Source organism: Streptomyces aurantiacus (assembly GCF_001418335.1).
Classification (GTDB): Bacteria; Actinomycetota; Actinomycetes; order Streptomycetales; family Streptomycetaceae; genus Streptomyces; species Streptomyces aurantiacus.
In genome coordinates, this window is sequence record NZ_LIPP01000096.1 from 1 (window position 1) to 25401 (window position 25401).

A 25401-nucleotide genomic window follows, 5' to 3' on the forward strand; every position below is an offset into this window, starting at 1 on the left:
GTGTCGGGTCGTGGGGCCGCTGCTCGCCGGGCAGGGAGGCCTGGGTGGGTGTGTACCCGTCGGACGTCACGGCATCCGGCGGTGCGGTGCCGGCTGCCGCCGCGGCGCCGGGAGGCACGGTCGCGGCTCCCGCCGCGGGACCCGGCGGCGCGGTGTCAGCTCCCGCCGCGTCCCCGGAGTCCGGTCCGGGCTCCGTCTCGGCCTGGTGCCGGGCGAGTTGCTCCCGGTGGGCGATGTCCGCCGCGATGGGCGCGGGCAGCCAGCCGGTGAAGTCCCGTAGCGGGCGCTCGCCCAACTCCTGGCAGAGCTCGGCCAGTTCGGAGGGGGTGGGGCGGGCGGCCGGGTCGGCGGCCAACGTGCGTTCCAGGACGGTACGCAGCGGCTCGGGATACACGGTCAGGTCCGGCGGGCGGAACTCCGTGTTGGCGATCTTGGTGGCCAGGGTGATGGCTCCGGCATCGCCGTAGGGGTGGCGGCCGGTCGCGGCGACGGCGGCGATCAGGCCGAGCGAGAAGACGTCGGTCGCCGGGGTGAGGTCCTGGCCGCCCGCGTGCTCCGGCGACATGAACTGGGGCGTGCCGATGAGCCCGCCGCTGCGGGTGAGCTGGGTGGCGTCGGTGGCCCGGGCGATGCCGAAGTCGATGATCCAGGGACCTTCGGAGCCGATGAGGATGTTGCTCGGCTTCATGTCTCGGTGGATCACGCCGGCCTTGTGCACGGCGTGCAGCGCCTCCGCCGCGCAGCCGGTCAGCTGCAGCACCGCGGGCAGCGGGAGCGTCCCGTGCTCGATGAGGATCTGGTCCAGGGCGAGGCCGGGGACGTAGGTGGTGGCCAGCCAGGGCTGCGGGCCAGTGGTGTCGTGGTCGACGACGGGGACGATGTGGTAGCCCTGCACCCGGCGGGCGGCGGTCGCCTCCTGCTCGAAGCGGCGGCGGAACTCCTCGTCCTGGGCGTATTCGCGGCGGATCACCTTCAGGGCGACCGGCTGGTTGCCGCGCGTACGGGAGAGGTAGACGGAACCCATGCCACCCTCGCCGATCCGGGCGAGCAGGCGGTAACCGGCCACTTCTCGCGGGTCGTCGGGGCCCAGTGGGCTCAACCGACTGCCGGTTCCGGCACTGTTCAAGGATTCGCCCTCTCTGTCGCTGGCGTGATCGTAGCGGGGCCACACCGCCGGTGGTAGGCATCTGAGGAGATCGAAAGAACGGCGAAGCTCGTGAGGAATCACGGGAGTTGATGGAATTCATTCTGATGGGTGGGTGCCTGTGGGTGGCCGGTACAGTGACACCTCTGCCGTCGGACAGCGAGGCGTCCGTGGAACATCATCTGGCCGCGTCGGCGGAGCGGGCCGACTATCTCGTGGAACTCTCCAACGTCGTACGCGACACCTCCATCGGCCTACGCGGCCCGCGCTCCCTGCGCCGCCTCGGGCTGGTCCTGCGAGCCCTGATGGAACTCACCGGGGATCCCGATGTCTCCGTCCATCTGGTCGCCGACCGGAGCCTGCTGGGCGGGCACCGGGAGTTCGGCGATCAGGCCGAGGTCCGGCGGCTGCGCGGCTGGGTGGCCGCCGGGCTGGTCGAGGAGGTCGACGACGCCGACGAGCGTGTCCTCGAACTGGCCCGGATGACCGCGACCCCGGTCATCACCGGTGACCAGTACGTCGACCACCGCGTCGAACACCCGTGGCTCCAGGGCAACACCTGGCAGTTCCTCAGACCCAAGCCGCGCCCCGACGGGTCCGTCGCCCTCGTGGCGATGGACATGGGTGTGCGCTCGGCGGCCGAGATCTCCCACAAGATGGAACTGTCCGCGCTGAAGAAGCAGGGGCTCCTCGGCCCTTCCCGGACCCCGCTGAGCGATGTGATCATGCGGGCCTGGCGCTGCCCGGAATCGCGCTGTTCCCTCTACGACATCCGCCGCGGCGGCCGGATACTGCTGCCCCGCATGCGGCGCGGCGTGCCCACCTGCGAGCTCCACGGCTCGCCCCTGGAGGACGACGGCCCGCGCCTGGGCACCGCCCAGCTCAAGGTTGTCATCGGCGGTGCCTGCGTGGCCCGGTACACCCTCGACGAGGGGTCCGAAGCGTACGTCGGCCGACTGCCGGGGCCGGCGGGCATCGCCCTGCACAGCCTGCTGGCCCCGTCGGTCGCCCAGCAGGTCAGCCGCAGGCATGTGGCCGTCTCCGCCCGTCACGGAACGGTCCTGATCCGTGACATCACCACCTACGGCACCCGGATGCGCCGCGGCGGCAAGCGCGGCGGTTTCGGCCCCTGAGAGACACTGCCCCCGCGGACCGACCGGCCCTTCCGCCCCGGCGGCGAGGTCGAACTCGCACCCGGGGTCGTCCTCACCCGCAGCGGCCGGCGCTTCCCCGCCGAACTCGCCGATGCCTGGCGGACGGAAGCCGCCCGTGTACCGGTGTCCCCCAGCGCGGCAGCGCCCACTCGCCGGGCCTGACCACCCGGGCAGCGGTTCGGCGCCGAACCGCCGGAGATTCCCGCGTCGCCCCGAGAAACGCCAGGCAGGTAGGGCCGCGATCGCGACTGCTGTCGCAACTGCTGTTCCCGTCGGGCCGCTTCGCCTGCCGAGCCGGCCGTCGTCGGTCCGCGCGAGAATGTGGCGACGCTTCGTAGCTTCGTGGTCTCGCTTCCTCCAGCACCGCGGTCGGCCTGCCGGGCGAGTCGCGGAACGTGACCGCCTACGGCCGGACCACGGCGGTCACCGCTTCGGCCGCGGGGGTGTCGCGCAGGCCGAGCCGCAGGTGTTCGACGTGGAAGAGGGCCTGCTCCAGGAGCTCGGCGACGTGGTTGTCGTAGAGGGCGTAGACGATGGAGCGGCCGCGGCGTTCTCCGGTGACGAGTCCGAGGTTGCGCAGCAGGCGGAGCTGGTGGGAGCAGGCGGAGGCTTCCATGCCCACGGCTTCGGCGAGGTCGCCGACCGGGCAGGGGCCTTCCTGGAGGCGGGCCAGGATGTACAGCCGCGAGGGGGTGGCCAGGGCCTGGAGGGTGGCGGCGACGTCGGTGGCCCCCGCCGCGTCCAGGCGCTCGCGGGGTGTGGCGTGGTGTGTGTCGTCGGCTCCGTGACCCATGGCGCCCATCCTACCGACTACACATGAAGACCTGTTCAGGTGTTCCTGTATGGTGGATGTGTTGCCTTGCTTCCGCCGTGAAGGGTTGTTCCGTCATGTCGTCTGACCTGCTCCAGCGGCCCGAACGGGCAGCTGCGGCCGCCCCGGGTACGGCGCCCGGGCGGCGTACCCGGGTGTTCGCCCTGGCCGAGGCGCGCTGGGCCGCCGCGGCGCTGGCGCTGTTCCTGCTCGCGTTGCCGCTCCAGCTGACCGGTACGCCTGCCTGGGCGTGGGGCCCGCTGTATGCCGCCGCTTACGTCGCCGGCGGGTGGGAGCCGGCCTGGGCGGGGCTGATGGCGCTGCGGGAGAAGACTCTGGATGTGGACCTGCTGATGATCGTGGCCGCGATCGGCGCGGCCTCGATCGGGCAGGTGATGGACGGCGCGCTGCTGATCGTCATTTTCGCCACCTCCGGGGCTCTGGAGGCCCTGGCCACCGCCCGCACCCAGGATGCGGTGCGTGGTCTGCTCGACCTCGCGCCGGCCGTCGCCACCCGGCTGGCCGACGACGGGAGCGAGACGACGGTTCCGACGGAGGACCTGGGGGTCGGGGACACCGTCCTGGTCCGCCCCGGTGAGCGGGTCGGCGCGGACGGCCGCGTGCTGGCCGGGGCGAGCGAGGTGGACCAGGCCACCATCACCGGAGAGCCGCTGCCGGTGGCGAAGGAGGTCGGGGACGAGGTCTTCGCCGGCACCCTCAACGGCACCGGCGTCCTGCGGGTGAAGGTCGAGCGGGACGCCTCGGACTCGGTGATCGCCCGGATCGTCGCCATGGTCGAGGAGGCTTCCGGGACCAAGGCGCCCACCCAGCTGTTCATCGAGAAGGTCGAGCAGCGCTACAGCGTGGGCATGGTCTTCGCGACCCTGGCGGTCTTCCTGATCCCCCTCGCGTTCGGCGCGGACCTGACCGGCTCGCTGTTGCGGGCGATGACTTTCATGATCGTGGCCTCGCCGTGCGCGGTGGTCCTGGCGACGATGCCGCCGCTGCTCTCCGCGATCGCCAATGCCGGACGGCACGGCGTCCTGGTGAAGTCCGCCGTGGTGATGGAGCGGCTCGGGCAGGTCGACGCGGTCGCACTCGACAAGACCGGCACGCTGACCGAGGGCACCCCCCGCGTCACCGACGTCCGCCCGCTGCCCGGCTCCGGGCTGACCGAGGACGCCCTGCTGGCGCTGGCGGCCGCCGCCGAGCACCCCAGCGAACACCCCCTGGCCCGCGCCGTCGTCGCCGCCGCCCGCACTCGCGGCCTGTCCATCGCCGACACGCGCACCTTCACGTCCGCTCCCGGCGTCGGGGTCACCGCCACCGTCGACGGCCGCGCGGTCACGGTCGGCGCTCCCGCCCGCCTCCTCGACGGCGGCGACGGTCACGGTCATGGCGGCCACGGCCACGGCGGCGATGGTGGCGGCAGCGACGGCAGCAGCGGTGGCGATGGCGGTGATGGCGGCGGCGTGGCCCGTGCCGCCGAGGTCGCGGTGGACCTGGAGGGCGGCGGCCGGACAGCCGTCCTGGTCCTGCGTGACGGCGTCCCGGTCGGGCTGCTGGGCATCGCCGACCGGCTGCGTTCCGATGCCGCCGCGACCGTCGCCGCCCTGACCACGCTGACCGGCAGCACCCCGATGCTGGTGACGGGCGACAACCCGCGCGCCGCCGCCCGCCTGGCCGCCGAGGTCGGCATCCCCGGCGACGCGGTCCACGCCGGCCTCCTGCCCCGGGACAAGGTCGAGGCCGTACGGCGCCTGGAGGCTCAGGGACGCAAGGTGCTGGTCCTTGGTGACGGCGTCAACGACGCCCCCGCCCTGGCCGTCGCCCACACCGGCATCGCCATGGGCCGAGCCGGGTCCGACCTCGCTCTGGAGACCGCCGACGCCGTCATCGTCCGCGACGAACTCGCCACCGTTCCCCAGGTCGTCGCGCTCTCGCGGGCGGCCCGCCGCCTGGTGGTGCAGAACCTGGTCATCGCCGGGGTGTTCATCTCCGGCTTGGTCGTCTGGGACCTGGCGGGCCACCTGCCGCTGCCGCTCGGTGTGCTCGGCCACGAAGGCTCGACCGTCATCGTCGGTCTCAACGGGCTGCGACTGCTGCGCGACGCCGCCTGGAACCGCGCCGCGAAGGACATGCGGTGAGCCGCCGCGCCGGCCGCGCCAAGAAGGCCGCCCCTGACGTGCGGGCGGCCCGGCCCACCGTCACCGTCTGCCGTGGCTGCTGCTGCGGCACCACGGCCGAAGTGCCGTACCTGGACCACGAAGCCCAGCTCACCGACCTGCGCACCCAGCTGGCCGGTGTCGCGACGGTCCGGCGCACCGACTGCCTCGACGCGTGTGAGCGCGCCAACGTCATGGTCGTCCAGCCCTCCGCCGAAGGCCGCAAGGCCGGCGGGCGTCCGGTCTGGCTCGGGCAGGTCAACGATCCCGGCGCCGCTGCCGACATCACCGCCTGGGTCGACCAGGGCGGCCCCGGCCTCGCCGATCCGCCCGACATCCTCGACCTGTACACGTTCAGCCCGTCCCGACGCGTCCGCCACGAACTCGACGACTGACCGGCCCCGGCTGAGGCCCGCGGCATGCGGCATGCGGCATGCGACCGTACGCGCGTTCCTCTTCGTCGTCGCGTGCCCGGTCGCTGTGGTGCCGGCCGGGCAGGGCTTCCGCTCGTCCTTCGGCCTCACCCCGTACCTCACCTCGTACCTGGGTCCTGCCGCGCCGGCGCCGACCGTGGGCGCGCCCGGAGCCGTAGCACCGCCGCCGGCCGGCCTGTTCGCAGCGACCGCGTGGCCACCGGCATGGCCACTCGCGTGGCACCGGTGAGGCGGGGACGTGCGTCGTGGAGGGCGACGTGCTCGTGCTCGACGCGCGCCGGCTCCCGCCCCGGCTCCCGTGCCGGCCACAGCCGTACCGCCAGCAGGGACGCGCCCAGTGCGATCCCGCCCAGTGAGACCACGGCCGCGCCCAGCCCGGCCTCGGCCCCCAGCCACCCCGCCAACGGATACGTCAGCAGCCAGCAGCTGTGCGACAACGAGAACTGCGCCGCGAACGCCCCCGTACGCGCCCTGGGCGGGGCCGAGCGGCGGATGAGCCGTCCGGTCGGCGTGAGCACCATGGAGCAGGCGGCACCGAAGGCGGCCCAGACGGCCAGCAGCGCGGGCCATCGCCAACTCCCGCCCTGCGCGGCCGTGATGGCACCGAGTCCGGCGAAGACGACGGTGAGCAGCAGTGCGCCCCGCAGCATCACCGTCCGGTCCGGGACCTTGTCCAGCACACGGGGCAGGGCGAGCGCCATGACCATGGAACCCGCGCCGTAGGCGCCGAGCGCAAGGGCCACGGCACCCGCCGACAGCTCCAGGACGTCACGGACGTAGACGACGGAGTTGACGGTGACCATCGCACTCGCGGCCGCGACCGCGAGGTTCAGGGCGAGCAGGGCGCGCAGTTGTGGGACGGCGAAGAAGAGACGGGCACCCGCCGTGGCCCCGGAACGGGCTCCACCGGCACGTGGCGCGGCGGAAGCGACCGGCTTCGGCAGGACGGCGGAGACGACGAGTGCCGCCGAGGCGAAAAAGCCCAGCATGGTGCCGGTGAACAGCCAGTTGTAGGTGATCACGGACAGCAGGGCCGCGGCCAGCGCGGGCGAGAAGAGACTCTCCAGGTCGTAGGCGAGTCGCGACATGGACAGTGCCCGCGTGTAATCACGCTCCTCGGGCAGGACATCGGGGATGACGGACTGGAACGTCGGCGTGAAGACGGCCGAGGCGCACTGCAGCAGGAACACCAGGACGTACACCTGCCAGACCTGGTCCACGAAGGGCAGCAGCAGTGCGACCCCGGCGCGCGTCAGGTCGGCGGTCACCATGAGCGCCCGGCGTGGGATCCGGTCGGCGACCACGCCGACGGCCGGGGCGATCGCCACGTACGCCACCATCTTGATCGCCAGCGCGGTGCCGAGCACCGAGCCGGCCGCGGCGCCCGCGACGTCGTAAGCCAGCAGCCCGAGCGCCACCGTGGCCAGGCCGGTGCCGACGAGGGCGATGACCTGGGCGGCGAAAAGGCGGCGGTAGGCGCGGTTGCGCAGGACGACGAGCATGCGGGCGGCTCCCTGGCCCCTGGGCAGAGTGAGTGATCCGGTCGGGTCCGACAAGTATAGCCATCATGTGCGCATCTGCGCACATGATGGCTGGAAGTCGGCGGCTACGGTGCCCCGCCCGTCCGCGCCGGGTGGCTCTAGGCTGACCTCATGCCTGAAAGCCACTCCGTCTCACCTGCGTCCACTGTGCACCTGCGTGCTCCGGACAGTGCGCGGCTCGCGGAGGCGACCGGGGTGTTCGCGATGCTCTCCGACGCCACCCGACTGCATCTCCTGTGGCTGCTCGCGCAGGGCGAGTCGGACGTGGGATCGCTGGCCGAGCGGTGCGAGGCGTCGCGCACGGCGGTCAGCCAGCATCTGGCGAAGCTGCGGCTCGCCGGGCTCGTCGACACCCGTCGTGAGGGGCGGCACATCCACTACCGCCTCAGCGACGGCCACCTGCGACGCCTGGTCGTGGAGGCGCTCAGCCACGCGGACCACCGGGTGAGCGGGCAGGCCCCGCACGACTGACCGTTACGCGGGAGGCGTCGGCGTCGGCTGTAGGAGACGCGGTGGCGTCGGTCCCGGAAGTGAACGCTCAATCAGTTGTGGTCCGGTGGAGGAGGTCTGTGCCGCACCAGTTCTGCTGGTGGAGGTGGTCGAGCATGGCCGTCTCCGCCGAACCCGGGTTGCGTCGTACGCCGACGAGGACGGGCTCGGTCAGGGAGGGCTGTAGCGGGCAGGCCAGTTCTTCGAAGCCTTCGGGGATGGCCGAGGCCGGGACCACCGTGACACCCAGGCCCTGCGCCACGAGCCGCACCGCGGTGGAGATCTGTGACGCCCGGGCCACCGTGTGCGGGCTGAGGCCCGCGTCGGCGAGCAGGCGGGCGAGGTAGTCGTCGAGCAGGCTGGCGCGCCGGAACCGGATCCATCCCTCCGACGCCAGGTCTTCCACGCGCAGCGCGGCGCGGTGCGAGAGGAGCGGGTGTCCCTTCGGCAGGACGGCGACGTAGGCCTCCTCGCCCAGCGTGTGCGTGTCGAAGGTGCACCCGGCGGGGAAGCGGTGCACGAGGATCATGTCGAGGGTTCCCTGGCGGACCAGTCGTTCCATGTCCGTGGGATCGGGCTCCTCATGGAGGGTCACCTGCAGCTTGGGGTGGCGCTTGCGCAACTGCCCCAGTACTTGGGGCAGTTGGCGTGCCCCCAGGCCCATGTGGACGGCGATGATGAGTTCGCCTGTCAGTTCCCCGTCGGCGGCGCGGGCGGCCGCGATGGCGCGCCGGGAGGCGGTCGTTGCGATCTTCGCCTCCGCAAGGAAGGCCCGCCCTGCCACCGTCACCGTCACCCCGCTGGGGGTGCGGGTGAACAGTTGCACCCCGAGGTGCTTCTCCAGGGCGCCGATCTGCTGCGACAGAGAGGGCTGAGTGACCTGCAGACGTTCTGCTGCCGCTGTCATGGAGCCCTCGTCGGCGACGGCCAGGGCGTATTCGTACTGGCGCAGGTTCATTCGAAATCCAACCTTCGACATGACATAGGAGATGTCAATGCAGAGTATACGTTGCCACTATTTGCCTCTATGTCAGGCCGGTCCTACCGTGGTGCACGTCCACCAGCGCAGCCATCGGGGCCGGAAAACTGCCGGCCCGATCTCGGCGCGCGCCGTCAGACATTTTTACTTTTCGAGGAGCACACAATGGATTTCGAAGGCAAGAGCGTTCTGATTACGGGTGCGGGGTCGCGAGGAGGTATCGGCGCCGCGACGGCGCACGCGTTCGCACGCGACGGAGCGTCGGTAGTGATCACCGGCCGCAACGCCGAGCGCGGGGCCGAGGTGGTGGACGACATCACCGCCGGCGGAGGAAAGGCCCGGTTCATCCTCGCTGATCTGAGTGATCTCGCCGACGTCGAGCGGTTGGCCGAGGAGGCGGGTGAGATCGACGTACTGGTCAACAACGCGGCGAGCTACCGGGCCAGCATCAAGCCGACCCTCGACCAGGACAGCGAAGCGAACGCCGAGTCATGGGACACCAACGTGCGCGCCAACTTCGTCCTCAGCACACGACTCGTCCGGGGGATGATCGAGCGGGGCCACGGCAACATCATCCATATCAGCAGTATCGCCGCCGCGATCGCCATGCCGCACATGGCGACGTACGGAGCACAGAAGGCGGCCGTCGAATCCTTCACCCGCAGTTGGGCCGCGGAGTGGGGCCCGTACGGCATACGCGTCAACGCGGTGGCTCCTGGAAACGTGAACAGCGACCAGGTGGTGGAATTCATCGGCGCCGACCAGTTCACGACCTGGTCCGAGGGCAACCCCCTCAAGCGCAACGCCACGCCCGAGGAACTCGCCGAGGTCATCACGTTCGTGGCGAGCGAGCGCGCGAGCTTCGTCACCGGCCAGGTGATCGTGGCCGACGGCGGTCGCCTCGCCGTCTGAACGACGCGACGACCCCCGCCCCAGCGAAGGTCTCCGGCCCTCCGGCCGCCCGCCCGTCCGTGTGCGGCCGTGCGCGGCCGTGCGCGGCCGGAGACCGAACCAGGTCACGACGCCGACCACCGGCCGGGCCGACGACGCACCCGCCTCAGCCTTTCCGGTGCATGGCCAGCATCCTGGATCGACGGGGAGTCGATGACGGGGGCGACGGCTCCGGGCGCCTTGCCCGTCTCACGGCGGATCCGTTTACGGAGCCGGCCACGGCTCTCCGGTGTCCACGACATGGTGGAGCGCGTCCACGATCTCCCGGCGAGGGTGCTTCTCGGCACGGCCGCCTGTCCTCCTTTCGCAGGCCGGTGTCGGTAGCCGTGGCTCGATCAGGGCCGGAATGAGAATGTTGACGTCCAGTGAGAAGCGAATCCCTGGGCCGGACCACCCCATCGAGGTCGTCGAGCACTCCGGTCTGATCGGGGTGGTCACTCAGGACGGCGGGAAGGTCGTCGCCGAGACGACCTCTGCCGTCACCCTGACCGAGGTCGGCTGTCCGGCCGTTCATTACCTCCCCCTGGCCGATGTCGACCAGGCACTTCTGGAGCGGACGGACTCCCGCACCTACTGCCCGTACAAGGGCGAGGCGTCCTACTACAGCCTCGTCACCCCCGAGAAGAAGATCGCGGACGCGGTGTGGTTCTACGAGGAGCCGTTCGAGGCCGTGGAGGCGATCGCCGGCCGCGTCGCCTTCTACCCCGAGCACGTTGAAATCCCCTTTGAGGCCGTCTCCGACTGACGGCCCCGCGTGGGGGCGGAGCGGTTTCCCCCTCGACACGCCGCTCCGCCTCTGCGCCCCCATCTCCGGGCCCCACCTGACCCGCACCGGATCGTGCGAGAGGAGGACAGAAATGACCGAACAACTGACCCTGAAAGCAGCGGAAGCGCATGTGCGCGGCGTGTGTTTCAAGACCGGTCCCCCTGAGCGGATCGGTGTGGAGACGGAGTGGCTGGTCCAGGACCGCCACAACCCTCGGCTGCCGATATCCGGCGACCGGCTGACCGCCGCCCTCGCTCCGGTCGAGGTGACCGGCGCCCTGCCCGGGGGCAGCAGGCTCACCCGTGAGCCGGGCGGCCAGCTGGAGCTGAGTTCCCCGCCGGCCCTCTCGCTCGGCGCGTGCGTCGAGATGATGGCCGCGGATCTTGCCGTACTGCGCACGGCGGTCGAGCAGGCCGACCTGGTACTCGTCGGCCGGGGCCTCGACCCTTATCGTGAACCGTCTCGCGTGCTCGACCACCCCCGCTACCGGGCCATGGAGAGCTTCTTCGACCGCGAGGGCCCCTGGGGCCGCGACATGATGCGCCGCACCGCATCCGTACAGATCAACCTGGACTGCGGCGAGGACTCCCGCGGCGTCGGCGGCTACCGCTCCCGCTGGGAACTCGCCCACCGTATCGGTCCCGTGCTCGTCGCCGCCTTCGCCAACTCCCCGATACAGGACGGGTGGCCCACCGGGTGGCTGTCCGGCCGGCAGGACATCTGGTCCCGGATGGATGCCGGTCGCACCCGCCCGCCCCGCTACCACTCCGACCCACGTGTGGCCTGGACCCGCTATGCGCTCGACGCGCAGGTGATGTGCATACCGGGCGACCTCGACGGGGACTGGTCCGCGCCCTCCGGCCTGACCTTCCGCGCCTGGCTGCGGGGCGTACCCGAGCTTCGGCCGCCGACCCTGACCGACCTGGACTACCACCTCAGCACCCTCTTCCCGCCGGTCAGGCCGCGCGGCCGGCTGGAGTTGCGGATGACCGACGCGCAGAACGGCGACGACTGGGCCGTGCCGACGGTGCTGGCCGCGACGCTCCTGAACGACCCGGTGGCGGCCGATGCCGCCTACGCGGCAACCGAGCCACTCTGCCCGGACCCGCAGCGGCCCGTCCCCTCCCACGACGTCTGGCTGCGGGCGGCCCGCACCGGCCTCGACGACCAGGACCTCGCCAAGGCCGCCCGCGCCTGCTTCGCCGCAGCCGACAGCGCCCTCGCCGTTCCCGGCACCCCGGCGGCCCTGCGGCATGCTTTGACCGATTTCGCCGAGCGCTACACAGAGCGCCGCCGTTCCCCCGCCCATGACCACCTGGACGCCCTCCGCCGCACCTGACCGCACCAGCAACACCTCGTCGGCCGCTCCCGCCCTCGGTCAGCCGTCTTGGCCCTGCGGTCCGACGAACTGCATGTCCAGGTGAAGCTTGACGACATCGCCGAGGAGCCCGGTGCGAAGTCCAGTCCGAAGTCGAGGCGTCGGATCTCCCCCGCCGCCTCGAACCCGGCGTGCTTCCTCAGGTCCACGGGGTGGTCCACCACACCGCCGAACTCGACGGTGAGCGTGACCGGGCGGGTCACGTCCCCGATGGTCAGATCCCCGCCATCGTCCAGTCTTCGCCCTCTCCGGACACCCGTGTTGAGCGGAACGTCATCGTCGGCCGCTTCTCCACATCGAGCAGCTCGGCGGAGCGGGTGTGCGCGTCGCGATCGGAGTTGCCGGTGTCGATGGAGGCGAGAGCGATCTCGGCGGTCACCCGCACGTCGTCGAGGGCCTCACCGACGTACAGCCCGGTCTTGAACTCGGTGAACCGGCCGCGCACCTTGGCGATCCCGAGGTGGCGGATGGTGAAGTTGACCGCGGAGTGCAGGGGATCGAGTTCCCAATCACCGGCAGGAGGAGCTGGCCGAGCTCGGGTTGGAGACGAAGGAGTTCTTCGTCCTGGCCGAGGTGGAGGCATCGCCGTACCCGGCCGAGATCGCGACTGCGCTGCTGCTGCCCAAGGCGAGCGTGACGGTCTACGTTCGCAACTCAGGCAATGCGGGACCCGGCCGCCGACCTCCGGCAGCAACAACCGGTGACGCCCTGTGGCTGAGCGCTTCAGTTGGCCCTTCGGCGCTTGAGTTGGCCCCGCTGGGCATCGCGGTTGGCCCGACATGGTGGCGATCATGCGCAATCGACGACGGTCGAGCCGACCTTGCTAGAGGGTGGACCTCGCGGTCCGCGGTTGCATCCCGTAGGTCTCCTGGACCGGTGATATCGCCGTAGGCGGCGCGTCACGGCATCGGGAGGAGCGCGTCCGTCCACACCGACGGCAAAAGGCAAAGGCAAGGAGGTTACTCACTCCTTGCCACTCTCAACTTATAGCGCACCGGGGGCCTTGCGGCGAGACCCGGGTTGTGCTGCAAAATTTCCGGCCGAGGCCAGAACCTGCGGAAATCGTGGATTCACAAAGCACGTGTGTTTGTGCTGATCTCTGGGTCCTTGTTCAGTGGGGGGTTTGATGATTGACGTGATCGTGGTCGGCGGCGGACCGACCGGTTTGATGCTGGCCAGCGAATTGCGGCTGCACGGTGTGCGTGTGCTCGTGCTGGAGAAGGAGGCGCAGCCGCCCAGCTATGTCCGCGCGCTCGGCCTGCACGTGCGCAGCATCGAGGTGATGGACCAGCGCGGGCTGCTGGAGCGGTTCCTCGCGCACGGCCAGCAGTACAAGGTCGGCGGTTTCTTCGCCGCCATCGACAAGCCCTGGCCCGACCGGCTGGACACCGCGCATGGGTATGTCCTCGGCATCCCGCAGACCACCACCGACCGCCTGCTGGCCGAGCGCGCCACCGAGCTCGGCGCCGAGATCCGCCGCGGCTGCGCACTGGTCGGGCTGAACCAGGACGAACACGGGGTGAGTGCCGAGCTTGCCGACGGCACGCGGCTGCGCTCGCGCTACCTCGTCGGCTGCGACGGCGGTCGCAGCACGGTGCGCAAGCTGCTCGGCGTCGGCTTCCCCGGCGAGCCCTCCAGGGTCGAGACACTGCTGGGCGAGATGGAGGTGGCCGTGCCGCCGGAGACGCTGGCCACCGTTGTGGCTGAAGTCCGCAAAACCCAGAAGCGGTTCGGCGCCGGGCCTGTCGGGGACGGGGTGTACCGCGTAGTCGTGCCCGCCGAGGGGGTGGCCGAGGACCGTACCGTCCCGCCGACCCTTGAGGAGTTCAAGCAGCAGTTGCGGGAGTTCGCGGGCACCGACTTCGGCGTGCACTCGCCACGCTGGCTCTCCCGGTTCGGCGACGCCACCCGGCAGGCCGAGCGCTACCGGGTCGGCCGGGTGCTGCTGGCCGGCGACGCGGCGCACATCCACCCGCCAACCGGCGGACAGGGCCTCAACCTCGGCGTCCAGGACGCATTCAACCTCGGCTGGAAACTGGCCGCCGAGGTCGGCGGCTGGGCACCGGAGGGGCTGCTGGACAGCTACCACACCGAACGGCACCCGGTGGCCGCCGACGTGCTGCACAACACCCGTGCGCAGATGGAGCTGATGTCTACCGCGCCGGGTCCCCGGGCGGTGCGCCGGCTGGTGTCGGAGCTGATGGACTTCGAGGAAGTGAACCGGTACCTCATCGAGAAGATCATCGCGGTCGGGGTCCGCTACGACTTCGGCGAGGGGCATCACCTGCTCGGCCGACGGATGCGGGACGTGGCTCTGAAGCGGGGGCGCCTCTATGGGCTGATGCACGGCGGCCGCGGACTGCTGCTCGACCAGACCGGGCGGCTCTCGGTCGCCGGGTGGGCAGACCGGGTCGACCACGTCGTCGATGTCAGCGAGGAACTGGACGTGCCCGCGGTGCTGCTACGACCGGACGGCCATGTGGCGTGGGTCGGTGAAGATCAGCAGGATCTGCTCAGCCAGCTACCCACGTGGTTCGGCGCTACCGCCAACTGAGCGCTGAGTACCAGGCACCAGGCACCAGGCCGGGACAACCACAGCGCTCAGCGCGACCAACTCAAGTGCTGGAACGTCAACTGAATCCCTCAGTCACACGCTCACTCAGGGAACAAAAACACCTACTGAGCTTGTTCTTCATCTACCAAGCTCTTCCGGGCTTGCCGATGGCCTTGAGGCTCTCGGGGCGTTTGACGGTCTTGCCGACGTCGTAGCGGGGTGCCGAGCGCTTGTTCTTGGAGCCGGGTGGCCTCCCGGGGCCAGCTCCTCGGGGTTTGGGAACACGGGCCGGGCAGGCGAGGTGAGCGCGGATGTTCCTGAACCCTCGGCGGACCCGGGCCGGGGTGAGCCGGTCGGAGGTGGTGGGTTTCTCCCAGGGCCGGCGGAGGTCCGCGGCGAGGGGCCGGGTGAGCCGGAGCTGGGTGTGAGCAACGATCAGGATCCAGGTCCAGCGGTCCGCGGCTTCGGGAGTGCGAAGTTTCGGGGTGGTCCATCCGAGAGTCTGCTTCACGAAGCGGAAGGTGTGCTCCAGGTCGAAACGGCGGAGAAACGCCTGCCAGAAGCGGTCCACGTCGTCCGGGGTGGCGCCGGTCTTGGAGGACCATGACCACACCGGCGGAGCATCCCGGTCCTTCGACAGATGCTCGACCTACAACCGCATCAACGTCCCCTCAGCCAGGGGAAGTTCACCATCATGGTCAAGCCATGAGGAACGGTGGGTGAGTCGGGGGTGGACCCGGTCCCATGCCTGGGTCTCGGCCTTGCCGTAGTTGTTGGTGTCGGTGACCGTAGTGATCGCGGGCTCGGGCCAGGTCTCCGGCTTGGTCAACCGGAATTCCGGGCCGTGCTTGGGCGGTCGGCCGTTGACGCCATGCATCCGCGGTGGATTCGGCAGCCGCATCACGCGGTCCGAGCGGACCCGGCCGACCAGCTCGACCGGCAGGTCGCGCAGGACCCGGGCCAGGCGGGTGACGTCGTCGCCGGCGTCGAAGACGATCACGATGGCCGGGTCCCCGGCCTGCCACTGGCCCGCGGCAGTGAGCCGCTCGACGACACCTCGTAGCTGGGCCGCGGTGACCGCGGTCGCGTCGTCCGCCGGGCCGAGCCGGACCGCGTCCAGGATCGCGGTCCAGGAGGTAGCGCCCGGCTCCAGCACGGCCACGAAGGAGTAGGGCCAGCCCGGAATGAACTGCGACGCAGTCTTCGCGCAACCGTAGACGTGGCAGAACAGGCGCTCTGCCGAGCACGGCGCGTCCGAGCGAAGCCATGGCGACACGTCGACCGCCAGGACCAGACGCCCACCGTCGGAACGCCGCAGCGGCAGGCCGGCCAGCACCGTCCGCAGCCGGTCGACGTCGAGCCGGCCGTGGTTCAGGCCGCCGTACATCGCTCCGTGCCCACGCCGATGCTCGGGCACCAGCGTCAAGTCCACCGGGGACTTCACCGCCCGTCCGCACACAGCACCGGGTCTGCCAGCTCGAACAACTCGTCGCGCCGGGCGGTCAGACACTCGTAGAACTCCCCCCGGAAGCGTGACGCTTCCGCGAGCGCTTTCCTTCGGACAGCATCAGGCAGCAGACTCACCCTCACGGCCTTCGTCGTGGTCACGTGCACCTTGGTCGGAGCACATGATCAGACGAAGGCCGCCCCCACGTCCGGCGCTTCCCGCCTTGAGCGATCAAGTTCGAGTGACCATTCGAGAGCGAAGTCCCGATGCCGTTGCCGGGTATGGCCGCGCGAGAATCAGACTATGGGGATTGACCTGCAGTTGCACGACAGCCGGCCGTACTGGCCCCGCCGACGCTCGAAGCGCAAGCCGAGCCTGATCCGCCAGTCCGGCGAGTACGGTGAAGCACTGGCTCAGCTGATCGCCAAGCTCCCGACAAACACCTCTGGAAAGCTCTGGACGGTCGACCCCTACAACGACACCGTCCTCAACGAGCAAGAGGCCGAAGCCGCACTTCGCGAGGCCCCAGACCTCCTGGACCGCTGTACTGACGACCTCCAAGCCAATGCGGTCCGCGAACTAGCCACCTACCTGCAGGACTGTGCCACGACTCCCGGCAGCTACCTGGTCTTCGTCGGAGACTAGCCAGACCAGCAAGAGGTTAAAGAACAAGTTCAGAGCCTGTGTCTGATCCCCTCATATGGATCTTTGGCCGGGTCTAAGCGGCTTGGGTGAAGTTCTTTGCTGATCCTCGGATTCGGTTTCGTCGCTGGGTCATTGCCTGGTCGACGGCTTCGCCGAGGGAGTCGGTGCTGGTCTGGCTGCGTTGCGGACAGTCCTCGTACTTCGCCTGCCGCCGGACCAGCTCGATGTCGTTCAACTCCGGGCTGTATGGCGGCAGACGGAACAGTTCCACTCCGGTCTTCGCCAGTTGACGTCGGCGGCCCTTGAACGCGTTGGCCCTGTGGGCCGAGGCGTTGTCCAGTACGACCGTGCATGGCCTGCGCCGTTCCCAGACCGGCATGATGTCGACGCCGAGGCCGTCGGCGGCCAGGTCCAGCACGGCCGCGCCACCGCCCAGGCCCGCCAGCCGCGCGCAGACGAAGTCCAGCAGTATCTCCGCGTCGATCTTCCCGCTGGTGCTCTGCCGGACCAGGTCCGGCTCGCTGCCGAGGACCTTCGCGCCGAGCACGTTGACCCGGCGATTGCGGGTGTCCTCCTTCGGCACCACAGCGCGCTGCCCGATCCTGGACCAGGTGTAGCCGGTGGGCATGGTGGGAGCGAACCCGGACTCGTCCAGGAAGATCAGATCGCGTTCGCCCGCGTGCGCGGCCTGCCGCAAGGCCGCAAGACCTCCAAATGGGCCCGGGGCGGACTACTGGAGGACGGGGTCGGCCTTGTGCCGCAGGCTGTCGCGGGTACGTTTCCAGCGGAAACCCTCGCGCCGCAGCAGCTCGCCCGGCCAGTCCGAGGAGATCTCCACCTCGCGCTCGTCCCGCAGCCACTCACACAGGGCGGGGACAGTCCACGTGATCCCGGCCTGGGCAGAGTCGTCCAGAAGCCCGCCCAGCGCGGCTCGGTCCTCCGCCCCCAGCAGCCTCGCCGGCCTGCCCGGCCTGCCCGGCCGCGGGGCATCCGGCAGCCCCGCGATCCCACCCTTCTCGAAGCGGTGGACAGTAGCTCGGACCGTGACCGGATGGCACTCCAGCACGCCCGCGACCTCAGCAACGGACCGGCCCTGGTCGAGGAACCGGACACACTCGGCGCGCTGCCGCGTGTACTGGGTCAGATCGCGGCGGGCCAGCAGCGCGTGCAGGTCACGGCGTTGCTCGTCGGTCAGCGCGACTCGGAGGATGTTCGGCATGGCGTCCCTCCCCAAGGACGCCCACCCAACGCAACCCACTTCACCAGCTCCGCTTAGTCGGCCGCCGCGAGTCGTCTGAGGACTTCGACGGGCGTGAAACTCCATCCGACGAAACGGGGTCCGCTCCAGTTGATGCCGATCAGGAGTCCCTCGCTGGAGGCAGCAGGCAGGTCGCTGTCGCGCCAGGCATCCGGAGGCATGGATTCAACCCGTAGCCCATTTGCCCAGATCTTCGCCGCCCGCGCGGCGCGAGCGGTTGTCGACCGGTAGGGAAGACTCCGGGTGCCGTCAGCCGCGACGCCGAGGCCGTACTGTGCTGGGTCCTCACCTGCGACGGCGGCCCCTCGCAGTGGTGGATCGTCGAGGCCCATTGCGACGGACGAGAAGGGCGTCATGACCTTCATGGACAAGAGGTTCACGCACGCGTCCTTCGACTGACCTGCACGTCGCCGCGCTGAGGCACGGCCTCATAACGAAGCACCCCATGTTCCTGACAGCGGTCGGGGACATGGGGTGTCGTCGTTCCATGGAAGCCACGGGAGCACGACGGGCAGCGGCACTGGCGACGGGAGTGGCGCTGCTGTTCACCGGCGCCTGCGATACGGACAAGGGCGGCGGCAGGGCGGACGACAAGGCGCCGACGGCCACGCTGCCCGTCACCTCCCCCACCGCTACGGCGCCCGTCCCCCGCGGCAGGGGCAGCAAAGTCGCGGACGACGTGAACGGCGACGGCTATCCCGACTTCGCGTACAGCGCGGAGTGCGGTGCCTACGAGCCGGCGAGGGCGTACCGAAAGAGCTGCCTCGTCGTCCTGTACGGCTCGGCCCACGGGCTCGATCCCGCCGTGCACACCCTCCTCGAACCCGGCGACGCAGCGCTGCCGAAGTACGTGGACGCGCATCCGACCTGGAACCCGAGCCTCGTTGACCTCGACGGCGACGGTTACGCGGACATCAAGTACGGCGCGTTCGTCGTCTGGGGAGGCCCCACCGGCCCGCGGCCCGACACCCCGGACTCGACCCTGCCTGACGGGACCACGGGGCCGGGCGACTTCGACGGCGACGGGCATCCGGACCTGGCCGCCGCGTCGGATCCGTTCCGGATCCTGTACGGGCCGTTCGACCGGAAGGCCCGGCCGAGCCGCACCGACCCCGACGGCCTCGCTCCGATCACCGGTTCTTTTGCGGAGGGTGAGGGGGGACTGTCCGCAGGGGACGCCGACGGCGACGACAAGACCGACCTCGTCGCATCGGCGCGCGGTTACAACGGAGAGCCCACGCTCGTACTGCTGCACACGGGCCCGGCCGGATCCGATGCGCCGGCACAGCGGCTCCGCAGCGGCAGTTCGTTGGCTTTCGGCGATTTCGACGGCGACGGCAAGGGGGACATCGCCGTCGGGCACAACGGCAACCGCAGCGACGACGAAGACGATGTGGACGAGACCGAGGCGCCCGCGGTCCACGACACCCTCACCGTCTACCCGGGCGACGGCGGCACGCCTCATCAACTCAAGGATGTGCTCGGCTACTTCATTACGGGTGACCTGGACGGCGACGGCTGCGACGAACTGCTCGTGAACCCGCACACCGGCCCCGACATCACCGTGCTGCACGGCAGCCCGGGGGGCCTCGGGTCCCGTTCCATCCTGCGCCGCACGGGCCCCTCCCGGGTTCCCGGCACCAAGCGCGCCGTGGCGTCGTACAACCGGTACGCCATCGTCTCCACCGTCCGTGACTTCGACGGCGACGGTCACGCCGAGGCCGTACTGCGCTGGTCCCTCCCTTCCGGCGACGGCCCCTCGCAGTGGTGGATCGTGGAGGACGGCAAGGACGTAAGGGCCTTCACGGACCAGCCGTTCACTGACGCGTCCGTCACATGACGTCGGACAAGGGGGACTTCATGGGCGCAACCCTTCGAAGGCCTCAACAGGCCCTCCCCGGAACAGGACAGGCCAGGAAGCCCTGCCCCCAGGCCTGGGGAAGCGACGATATGGGGTTCGCGGAGTGACGGAGTGCGGTCTCATCGTGTCCCGTCTCCAACGATCTGGCCCCGGCTGTCCGCTGTCATCCAATCGAGGCGCTTGACAGTGAACCCAGTCATTCGGGCTTCCCTGCCAGCGAACCTGGGCGTGTGAGGTGAACGCGCTGGGGGTGCTGCGGACCGTACCGGCCGGGATGGATGCTGCGGAGCTGTACTGGTCGACGACGACCGGGCAGCACGTCGGCTTCGCCGTCGTGGCCAGCACGACGGCGAGCGGGAACGTCGGCACGCCCCGGACTGCTTCGTGCGCCGCGCGGATGGCTCGGCGGTCGTCGTCGATGTCCGTGCGGACGAGCGGATCGAGCCGAAGGACGCCCCCGCGCATCCAAAGCCCGCCGCCATGCAGGTCATTGACCAGCCGAAGGGGCTTGCTCACGTGTATGGGTTTCCGTTGCCGCCATACCTGGTCCGGCGACAGGAATCCGGCTGTGGCTGTCCTTGAGCAGGTTCCGCATCGCCATGCGGAAGATCTCGGCCTGGTGGTCACCGAGGAAAGAGGTGTGCCCGAACACCTCCAGGACGACGAGGCCGAGCATGTGCCCCCACGCGCTCAGGAAGAGAGCGGTCGCGGGGGGCGGTAGATTTCCCAGTCCGTCCGGTGGCAGCTGTTCCAGATGCGCCTGGAGCGAAGGCCAGAGCGTGGGGGTGTCGGCCTCGGCGAGTTGTTCCGCGGTGTACCCGTCGAACACCTCGCGCTCGAAGATGGCGCTCATCCGGCGCATCGCCTGGGTGGTTGGGCCGTCGGCGGGTGCCGCGTAGTACCGCAGCGGCGTTCCGTACAGGAGCTGGAATCGCCCGGGATGGGTGATGGCCCATCGGCGGTACCCCTCGGCCGCGACCACCAGGCGCGGCAGGGCCGAGTCGTCCGCCGCGGCGTCGACGGCAGCCTGCACGGCATCGGTCAAGTCGTCGTAGGCCTTGGCGATGAGCGCCGTGACGAGGTCGTCCCGGCTCGGAAAGTAGTGGTAGAGCGCCTGCACGGTCATCCCGAGGCTCCGGGCGACCGCGCGCAGGGACAGGGCCGAAGGACCGTGTTCGGTGATATGGCGCTCAGCGGCACCCAGGATCTCTTGGGTGGCGCTGCCCGACGCCGCTGGCGCAGGGAGGGCGGGGCGGCTACGTGTTCGTCTGCGGGCATGCGGCAACCGTACGACGGTGAACCCGACGGGACATCAAGAACCTTGGCACTGTTAAGAAAAACAAACACTGCCAAATCCTCTGCCGCCTCACTACTGACCTTGAATGCGTGATGTCGTCAAACGGCTAACACAATGAGGTGTATCGCTTCTGGTGGCCGTGCTTGGCAGGTCAGTTGCCGTTGTCCGGGCCATGGGTACCTCGCCGTGGATCGTGGACGATAACTTGTGGGCACGGATCGAACCGTTGCTGCCGTCCTGGCCCGAGCGGTCTCCGGGGCCAAGGCCGGTGCCGGACCGGCTGTGTCTGCAGGGCATCCTGTAGGTCCTGCATCAGGATATTGCCTGGCAGCTGCTGCTCCCGGAGCTGGAGTTCGGTTCGAGGCAGACGTGCTGCTGGCGGCGCCTGTATCGCGGGCAGAAGGCTGGGTCTTCGACCGATTGCACCGTTTTTTGCTCGCTGAGCTGCACGCGTCCGGCGAACTCGACTGGACTCGCGCGTGCGTGGACGGCTCCCACGTCCGCGCCAAAAAGAGGGAGCCGCGACCGGTCTTCCGCCGGTCGACCGGCGGAAGACGGGCAGCAAGCACGATCTGATCTGCGACGGCAAGGGCACGCCACTCCACGTCATCGCGACCGTTGCCAACGTCAACGACATCACGCAGACCCTCAACCTGGTCGATGGCATCCCGCCGGTGGCTGGGCGCCCAGGCCGTCCGCGGCGGCGCCCCGAGTGCGTCCTTGGCGACAAGGCATACGACTCGAACGCCGTGCGGCACGAGCTGCGGCGCCGCAGGATCATGCCGGTGATCTCCCGCAAGGGCTCCCCGAACATCAAGGGCCTGCGCAAACTCCGCTACGTCGTCGAGCAGACCTTCGCCCTGCTCCACCAGTTCAAACGACTGGCCGTGCGCTGGGAACGACGACTCGAATTCCACGACGCCTCTGTCTCGTTGGCCTGCAGCCTCATCTGCTGGCGACGTCTCAGGAAGACCCAGCCATGATCTCGTTACGAGCTCTGATGACGTAAGGCATCGAACACCTCTTTCAACGGCACCGGAGCCTCGTGCGTTCAGCCCTCGTCACCGTCACCCGATCAATGGCCACTCTGGCCGTTGCGCATTAATGTGGATCAAAGTTGACCGACGTACTCATCTACTTTGATGGGAAAGTGACATCGCCTCCGTTGTGCCCAACTTCGCGTGCCTGTAGCGTTGCGGGACTCGCTGACGATCAATCAGCTATGTGATCTTGCGAAAGCGAGAGGGGCGGAAATCATGGGCAAGTTCTTCGACAACCTCAAGAACGCGCTGAGGGATCAAGCAGTCGGATCGATGAAATATGGCGCGTCGACCTCGTACAGGCACAACCGCGCGGCCATCCTCGCAGCGAAGGCAGAGAGGGAGGAGCGGGAGCGCCGCCAAGGTCAGCACGCCGGGGGCATGGAGGAATCCGAGCACGGATTCATCGATGGCCACCCAGTCACTTTTGCCCTCGGCTGGGGCGATAAGGCCGGTCACACATATTTGGCCGATGGCCACATTACGCACGAGCAGTTTCGCGACAGCAAGAATCACGATCACTACGGTCCGGGAAGTGGTCCTCGCAACAATGGAACGCTCTCTATGGGGGATAGCACGAATGCTGCATTCAACATCGGTAGCGATCTCCAGCGTTGTGGCCGGCGCACTGGTTTCAGCAATTACTGGGCTCTTCCTAGGATCGACGCTCGAGTACCTCGCTGCACGCACGATTGGGATCGTCTGGCGTGGAGGTGAGTACGATGTGCGTGGGAGGTGGAAATCCACCTATAGCTATAGGAGCAGAGGTTCTTCCCATGTGGGAGAGCAAATCATGCTGTTTCATCAGGTAGGCCGAAGCGTCACAGCTAGGCAAAATTTGTCGATCAGCGTGAGACACCGCCGGTTGCCGTTCGGCGGCGCGTTGGGCATCTCTGCAACGGATCCACTGAGACAGCAGCAGCCCTGAGACAAGCGAACTGTTCCTAACGGCGGCCACGTCGAGGCCGGTGAAACAGTCCTGGAAGCTCTCGCACGCGAGGTCGAGGAGGAAACGGTTGGCGCCTGACCCACGTGCGGCAGTTCCTCGGCACCACGGCCTGGACGGAGGATGACGGTGGTGGACTTCGTCACGAGGCCGACTATCTCGTCGAGGTCGACGGCGACTTGGACAACCCCACATTGGAATGGTCCAAGCGCTCCGCCCACGATTGGTTCTGCCCCGACAACTCGCCCCGCCTCAAAGAGAACCGCAAGCCCGCAGAGTTCTTGATCCACGACTTCATCGCACGAGCCATCGAAGATCGACCGGACCAGTCCTGGTAGTGCCTGCGCGTCGGGTGCGCGGAGCCAGCCACGAGGGCCCCGCGCCGGCACCCCTACGCGATCACCCACGGCGAGGTCATGCCCGAGGACAGCGCGGCGGACGGCACAGGGCCCGACCGTGAGCCCTGCCGGTCGCGCCCCCTCGGTCGCGACCGGCAGGATCGTCAACTCAGTCGCACTGCACCTCGTACTTGGTCCACTTCCCGTCGACCAAGACCTCGATGTAGCACTTCTTGGCGGTGTCGGTGGCCGCGGACGCCGTCACGCCGCCGCCTACGGTCATCCCGATCACCGCGACGAGTACGCCGATCGCGGAAGCCGTTCGCTGCTTGCGGGTGCGTGCACTGTGGGGCATGGTGCTCGTCCTTTCGACGGGGCGCCGCCGGGCCGGCCAGCGGCGCGGTCTGTGGCCCCGGTGACAGGGGCGCGGTACGAGGATGCAACGACCGTGATGCCCGAGGGAGGTCACACCATGCCCTGGCGGGATCACGCGGCGAGGCTCGTGCCTACTGGCAGGCGCCGAGATCGGCGACAAAGATGCCTGGCATGGACACCTTCGACGCCCTACGAGAATTCCTCATCTCCCGCCGGGCCCGACTACGCCCCCAGGACGTGGGGTTACCCGACCACGGAGTCAGACGGGTGAGGGGACTGCGCCGCGAGGAGGTCGCCACGCTCGCGGCCGTCAGCGTCGAACACTACATACGGCTCGAACGCGGACAGGCGTCCCGGGTGTCGGACGCCGTGCTGGACGCCGTGGCCGAGGCGCTCCGGCTGAGCCCGGGCGAGCGTCGCTACCTGCGCAGTCTGGCGAGGCCGAGCACGGGCTCCGACCACGAGGGCTCCCGCGGTGTACGGCCCAGTGTGCAGCACATCCTCGACTCGATGGCTGGCACTCCCGCCTACCTCGTGGGCCGGGGAGGCTCGATACTCGCGTGGAACCGCCTGGCGGCGGCCGTCTTCGCCGACTTCGGCGGCATCCCCGCCGCACAGCGCACCGTCGGACGGCTCGTCTTCACTGATCCGCGCGCCCGGTGGCTGTACGTCGACTGGGAGGCGAAGGCCCGCGAGGCGGTGTCGTACCTACGGACCGAGACCGGCAAAAGGCCCCGGGACCCGGAGCTTATCCGGGAGATCGATGAACTCGCGTACCACAGCGAGGACTTCCGGCGGCTCTGGTCAGAACAGCACGTCTTGGAGACCACGCACTCGACCGTCGTCCTACGCTGCCGCCCTCCCCACCAACTGCTGGAGTTCTCCTGGGAAGGGCTCCAACTGACCAGCGACCCGGACGAGATAGTGCTCGTGTACACGACCACCCCCGGGTCGCCGTCCGCCGCGGCCCTGCTGGAGATGTCCCGCGCGAGCCAGGGCGGTCGGTGACCTTGTCGGCGGTGCCGGGCTGCTGCCGCGGTGCACAGGCCTCAGCAGGCGTCGCAGACCGCTCAGCGGCAAGCCAAGCGTCTCCGGCTGCCAGGAGTTGCAGTTTTCCGTAGCTCGGTGAGCCGGACGTGGCGGAGAAGACCAGCAGTTCCTGGGCTTGATCGGGTCCACCAGTCGCCGGCAGAACAGCTCCACCTCGCCCAGCTGCCCGTGCCGGTAGCGCTTGAGGTCTTGAAGGTGGGTGACGCCCACCTAGGACTTGTCCGGCCGATCATGTTCGGAGCAGATGAAACCGGCCGGCCACGGGCAGGACCGGCAACGGCGACTTCAGCATTTGTCCGGCCCCGGCCTGGACCGGGTCACCAGCACGACCGTGGGTCTTGTACGTGCTCTGGCGAGTGCCGGTCCTCTCCCCTGCCCAGGCCGGTTTGGACCAGGAAGCCGGGGTTCGCGTCGCGCGACCGGGCTGAGGTGTGCACCCGCTGGGTGCCGGGGATGCCCACCTCGACGAGGACCCCGCCGCGGAACATCCACAGACCGAACAGGTCGTCGTCCTCGTCGTGCAGCATGACCTGCACGCAGGCGGGATCGTTCCACGGCAGGAACTCCAGGTCCTTGAGCACGCCGCGGCGCCCGTTCCACCGCTCGAACTCGATGTGCCAGCCCCCTACGAACCAGGGAATCTGCACGAAGCAGCCGTGCCAGGTGCGGGCCTCGTCCGGCCGCGTCAGCGGCTCCATCACCTCGTCCTCGTACCGCGCCAACACGATGACCTGCGCCATTCTGCTCATGCTCACATGTCACACCGCGCCGGGTACCA

The 25401-nt window shown here is 69.3% G+C and carries 23 protein-coding genes and 5 pseudogenes; 15 read left to right on the forward strand and 13 right to left on the reverse strand.

Going from position 1 to position 25401, the window contains the following annotated elements:
• A partial coding sequence (locus AOK01_RS13905; RefSeq protein ID WP_245702251.1) for a serine/threonine-protein kinase occupies positions 1-1024 on the reverse strand: 1024 nt, incomplete at its 3' end.
• A gap of 212 nt (positions 1025-1236) precedes the next feature.
• Between AOK01_RS13905 and AOK01_RS13910 the strand changes: the two genes are divergently transcribed.
• A complete protein-coding gene (locus AOK01_RS13910; RefSeq protein WP_245702241.1) occupies positions 1237-2277 on the forward strand; it encodes an FHA domain-containing protein in 1041 nt (346 codons plus the stop codon).
• A gap of 424 nt (positions 2278-2701) precedes the next feature.
• On the opposite strand, the gene AOK01_RS13915 is transcribed toward AOK01_RS13910, so the two are convergent.
• Positions 2702-3091: an ArsR/SmtB family transcription factor gene (locus AOK01_RS13915; protein WP_055511453.1), complete on the reverse strand. Its 390-nt coding sequence runs from the start codon at positions 3089-3091 to the stop codon at positions 2702-2704.
• Positions 3092-3186: 95 nt separating this feature from the next.
• Here AOK01_RS13915 and AOK01_RS13920 point away from each other — a divergent pair, with 95 nt between their 5' ends.
• On the forward strand, positions 3187-5256 hold the full coding sequence (locus AOK01_RS13920; RefSeq protein WP_055511348.1) for a heavy metal translocating P-type ATPase: 2070 nt from the start codon (positions 3187-3189) through the stop codon (positions 5254-5256).
• Positions 5253-5669, forward strand: a complete 417-nt coding sequence (locus tag AOK01_RS13925) for a (2Fe-2S) ferredoxin domain-containing protein (RefSeq protein ID WP_055511350.1) — start codon at positions 5253-5255, stop codon at positions 5667-5669. Before AOK01_RS13920 ends, AOK01_RS13925 begins: the two co-directional genes overlap by 4 nt.
• Positions 5670-5806: 137 nt before the next feature.
• Here the strand turns inward: AOK01_RS13925 and AOK01_RS13930 are convergent, their stop codons facing one another.
• Positions 5807-7210 carry an MFS transporter gene (locus tag AOK01_RS13930; RefSeq protein WP_079103401.1) on the reverse strand — a complete coding sequence of 468 codons (1404 nt, stop codon included), beginning with the start codon at positions 7208-7210 and terminating at the stop codon, positions 5807-5809.
• Positions 7211-7360: 150 nt separating this feature from the next.
• Here AOK01_RS13930 and AOK01_RS13935 point away from each other — a divergent pair, with 150 nt between their 5' ends.
• On the forward strand, positions 7361-7720 hold the full coding sequence (locus AOK01_RS13935; protein ID WP_055511352.1) for an ArsR/SmtB family transcription factor: 360 nt from the start codon (positions 7361-7363) through the stop codon (positions 7718-7720).
• Between the two features lie 67 nt (positions 7721-7787).
• On the opposite strand, the gene AOK01_RS13940 is transcribed toward AOK01_RS13935, so the two are convergent.
• Positions 7788-8696, reverse strand: a complete 909-nt coding sequence (locus AOK01_RS13940) for a LysR family transcriptional regulator (protein WP_055511354.1) — start codon at positions 8694-8696, stop codon at positions 7788-7790.
• 186 nt (positions 8697-8882) lie between these two features.
• On the opposite strand from AOK01_RS13940, the gene AOK01_RS13945 reads away from it, so the two are divergent.
• The gene (locus tag AOK01_RS13945) at positions 8883-9629 is read left to right on the forward strand and encodes an SDR family NAD(P)-dependent oxidoreductase (RefSeq protein WP_079103402.1); all 747 of its coding nucleotides are present in this window, start codon (positions 8883-8885) and stop codon (positions 9627-9629) included.
• 167 nt (positions 9630-9796) lie between these two features.
• Here the strand turns inward: AOK01_RS13945 and AOK01_RS44985 are convergent.
• A pseudogene (locus AOK01_RS44985) lies at positions 9797-10067 on the reverse strand (hypothetical protein); the annotation flags it as partial.
• Between AOK01_RS44985 and AOK01_RS13950 the strand changes: the two are divergent.
• On the forward strand, positions 10021-10413 hold the full coding sequence (locus AOK01_RS13950; RefSeq protein ID WP_198427970.1) for a DUF427 domain-containing protein: 393 nt from the start codon (positions 10021-10023) through the stop codon (positions 10411-10413). The pseudogene AOK01_RS44985 and the gene AOK01_RS13950 sit on opposite strands and share 47 nt — an antisense overlap.
• A gap of 112 nt (positions 10414-10525) precedes the next feature.
• Entirely contained in the window at positions 10526-11773 is a 1248-nt protein-coding gene (gene egtA, locus AOK01_RS13955) for an ergothioneine biosynthesis glutamate--cysteine ligase EgtA (RefSeq protein WP_055511356.1), read from the forward strand.
• 39 nt (positions 11774-11812) lie between these two features.
• Here the strand turns inward: egtA and AOK01_RS13960 are convergent.
• A pseudogene (locus AOK01_RS13960) lies at positions 11813-12395 on the reverse strand (YceI family protein).
• Positions 12396-12938: 543 nt separating this feature from the next.
• Here AOK01_RS13960 and rox point away from each other — a divergent pair.
• Entirely contained in the window at positions 12939-14366 is a 1428-nt protein-coding gene (gene rox / locus AOK01_RS13965) for a rifampin monooxygenase (protein ID WP_055511358.1), read from the forward strand.
• A gap of 142 nt (positions 14367-14508) precedes the next feature.
• Here rox and AOK01_RS13970 read toward each other — a convergent pair.
• Positions 14509-15950, reverse strand: a pseudogene (locus AOK01_RS13970) (NF041680 family putative transposase).
• A 166-nt stretch (positions 15951-16116) separates the two neighbouring features.
• Here AOK01_RS13970 and AOK01_RS13975 point away from each other — a divergent pair.
• Entirely contained in the window at positions 16117-16458 is a 342-nt protein-coding gene (locus AOK01_RS13975) for a hypothetical protein (RefSeq protein ID WP_055511361.1), read from the forward strand.
• 73 nt (positions 16459-16531) lie between these two features.
• On the opposite strand, the gene AOK01_RS13980 is transcribed toward AOK01_RS13975, so the two are convergent.
• The 3 genes from AOK01_RS13980 to AOK01_RS43515 are packed head-to-tail and all read right to left on the reverse strand — an operon-like array spanning position 16532 to position 18081.
• Complete coding sequence (locus AOK01_RS13980) at positions 16532-17155, reverse strand: transposase (protein WP_055511362.1); 624 nt, start codon at positions 17153-17155, stop codon at positions 16532-16534.
• Positions 17156-17188: 33 nt separating this feature from the next.
• Positions 17189-17677: a helix-turn-helix domain-containing protein gene (locus tag AOK01_RS13985; protein ID WP_055511364.1), complete on the reverse strand. Its 489-nt coding sequence runs from the start codon at positions 17675-17677 to the stop codon at positions 17189-17191.
• Between the two features lie 53 nt (positions 17678-17730).
• Complete coding sequence (locus AOK01_RS43515; protein ID WP_157871297.1) at positions 17731-18081, reverse strand: hypothetical protein; 351 nt, start codon at positions 18079-18081, stop codon at positions 17731-17733.
• Between the two features lie 122 nt (positions 18082-18203).
• Between AOK01_RS43515 and AOK01_RS13995 the strand changes: the two genes are divergently transcribed.
• The gene (locus AOK01_RS13995) at positions 18204-19556 is read left to right on the forward strand and encodes an FG-GAP repeat domain-containing protein (protein WP_169800134.1); all 1353 of its coding nucleotides are present in this window, start codon (positions 18204-18206) and stop codon (positions 19554-19556) included.
• Between the two features lie 508 nt (positions 19557-20064).
• On the opposite strand, the pseudogene AOK01_RS14000 reads toward AOK01_RS13995, so the two are convergent.
• Positions 20065-20855, reverse strand: a pseudogene (locus AOK01_RS14000) (TetR/AcrR family transcriptional regulator).
• Between the two features lie 191 nt (positions 20856-21046).
• On the opposite strand from AOK01_RS14000, the pseudogene AOK01_RS41070 reads away from it, so the two are divergent.
• The 4 genes and pseudogenes from AOK01_RS41070 to AOK01_RS14010 all read left to right on the forward strand — a co-directional run bounded on the left by AOK01_RS41070 (position 21047) and on the right by AOK01_RS14010 (position 23198).
• Positions 21047-21857, forward strand: a pseudogene (locus AOK01_RS41070) (IS5 family transposase).
• 273 nt (positions 21858-22130) lie between these two features.
• Positions 22131-22631, forward strand: a complete 501-nt coding sequence (locus tag AOK01_RS43520; protein WP_157871299.1) for a hypothetical protein — start codon at positions 22131-22133, stop codon at positions 22629-22631.
• Positions 22632-22893: 262 nt separating this feature from the next.
• Positions 22894-22941: a hypothetical protein gene (locus AOK01_RS44990; protein ID WP_245702252.1), complete on the forward strand. Its 48-nt coding sequence runs from the start codon at positions 22894-22896 to the stop codon at positions 22939-22941.
• 5 nt (positions 22942-22946) lie between these two features.
• A complete protein-coding gene (locus tag AOK01_RS14010; RefSeq protein ID WP_245702242.1) occupies positions 22947-23198 on the forward strand; it encodes a hypothetical protein in 252 nt (83 codons plus the stop codon).
• A gap of 169 nt (positions 23199-23367) precedes the next feature.
• Here AOK01_RS14010 and AOK01_RS14015 read toward each other — a convergent pair whose 3' ends face one another.
• Complete coding sequence (locus AOK01_RS14015; RefSeq protein WP_055511370.1) at positions 23368-23553, reverse strand: hypothetical protein; 186 nt, start codon at positions 23551-23553, stop codon at positions 23368-23370.
• 191 nt (positions 23554-23744) lie between these two features.
• Here AOK01_RS14015 and AOK01_RS14020 point away from each other — a divergent pair, with 191 nt between their 5' ends.
• Positions 23745-24581, forward strand: coding sequence for a helix-turn-helix transcriptional regulator (locus AOK01_RS14020; protein WP_063792788.1), 837 nt, complete (start codon positions 23745-23747; stop codon positions 24579-24581).
• Between the two features lie 359 nt (positions 24582-24940).
• On the opposite strand, the gene AOK01_RS14025 is transcribed toward AOK01_RS14020, so the two are convergent.
• Entirely contained in the window at positions 24941-25372 is a 432-nt protein-coding gene (locus AOK01_RS14025) for a hypothetical protein (RefSeq protein ID WP_055511374.1), read from the reverse strand.
• Positions 25373-25401 lie beyond the last annotated feature (29 nt).

Coding starts and splice junctions, on each gene's coding strand:
- AOK01_RS13910 (WP_245702241.1), top strand. CDS start 1,237: ATGGAATTCATTCTGATGGGTGGGTGCCTGTGGGTGGCCGGTACAGTG.
- AOK01_RS13915 (WP_055511453.1), bottom strand. CDS start 3,091: ATGGGTCACGGAGCCGACGACACACACCACGCCACACCCCGCGAGCGC.
- AOK01_RS13920 (WP_055511348.1), top strand. CDS start 3,187: ATGTCGTCTGACCTGCTCCAGCGGCCCGAACGGGCAGCTGCGGCCGCC.
- AOK01_RS13930 (WP_079103401.1), bottom strand. CDS start 7,210: ATGCTCGTCGTCCTGCGCAACCGCGCCTACCGCCGCCTTTTCGCCGCC.
- AOK01_RS13935 (WP_055511352.1), top strand. CDS start 7,361: ATGCCTGAAAGCCACTCCGTCTCACCTGCGTCCACTGTGCACCTGCGT.
- AOK01_RS13940 (WP_055511354.1), bottom strand. CDS start 8,696: ATGAACCTGCGCCAGTACGAATACGCCCTGGCCGTCGCCGACGAGGGC.
- AOK01_RS13945 (WP_079103402.1), top strand. CDS start 8,883: ATGGATTTCGAAGGCAAGAGCGTTCTGATTACGGGTGCGGGGTCGCGA.
- AOK01_RS13950 (WP_198427970.1), top strand. CDS start 10,021: ATGTTGACGTCCAGTGAGAAGCGAATCCCTGGGCCGGACCACCCCATC.
- egtA (WP_055511356.1), top strand. CDS start 10,526: ATGACCGAACAACTGACCCTGAAAGCAGCGGAAGCGCATGTGCGCGGC.
- rox (WP_055511358.1), top strand. CDS start 12,939: ATGATTGACGTGATCGTGGTCGGCGGCGGACCGACCGGTTTGATGCTG.
- AOK01_RS13975 (WP_055511361.1), top strand. CDS start 16,117: ATGGGGATTGACCTGCAGTTGCACGACAGCCGGCCGTACTGGCCCCGC.
- AOK01_RS13985 (WP_055511364.1), bottom strand. CDS start 17,677: ATGCCGAACATCCTCCGAGTCGCGCTGACCGACGAGCAACGCCGTGAC.
- AOK01_RS43515 (WP_157871297.1), bottom strand. CDS start 18,081: ATGAAGGTCATGACGCCCTTCTCGTCCGTCGCAATGGGCCTCGACGAT.
- AOK01_RS13995 (WP_169800134.1), top strand. CDS start 18,204: ATGGAAGCCACGGGAGCACGACGGGCAGCGGCACTGGCGACGGGAGTG.
- AOK01_RS43520 (WP_157871299.1), top strand. CDS start 22,131: ATGGGCAAGTTCTTCGACAACCTCAAGAACGCGCTGAGGGATCAAGCA.
- AOK01_RS14015 (WP_055511370.1), bottom strand. CDS start 23,553: ATGCCCCACAGTGCACGCACCCGCAAGCAGCGAACGGCTTCCGCGATC.
- AOK01_RS14020 (WP_063792788.1), top strand. CDS start 23,745: ATGGACACCTTCGACGCCCTACGAGAATTCCTCATCTCCCGCCGGGCC.
- AOK01_RS14025 (WP_055511374.1), bottom strand. CDS start 25,372: ATGAGCAGAATGGCGCAGGTCATCGTGTTGGCGCGGTACGAGGACGAG.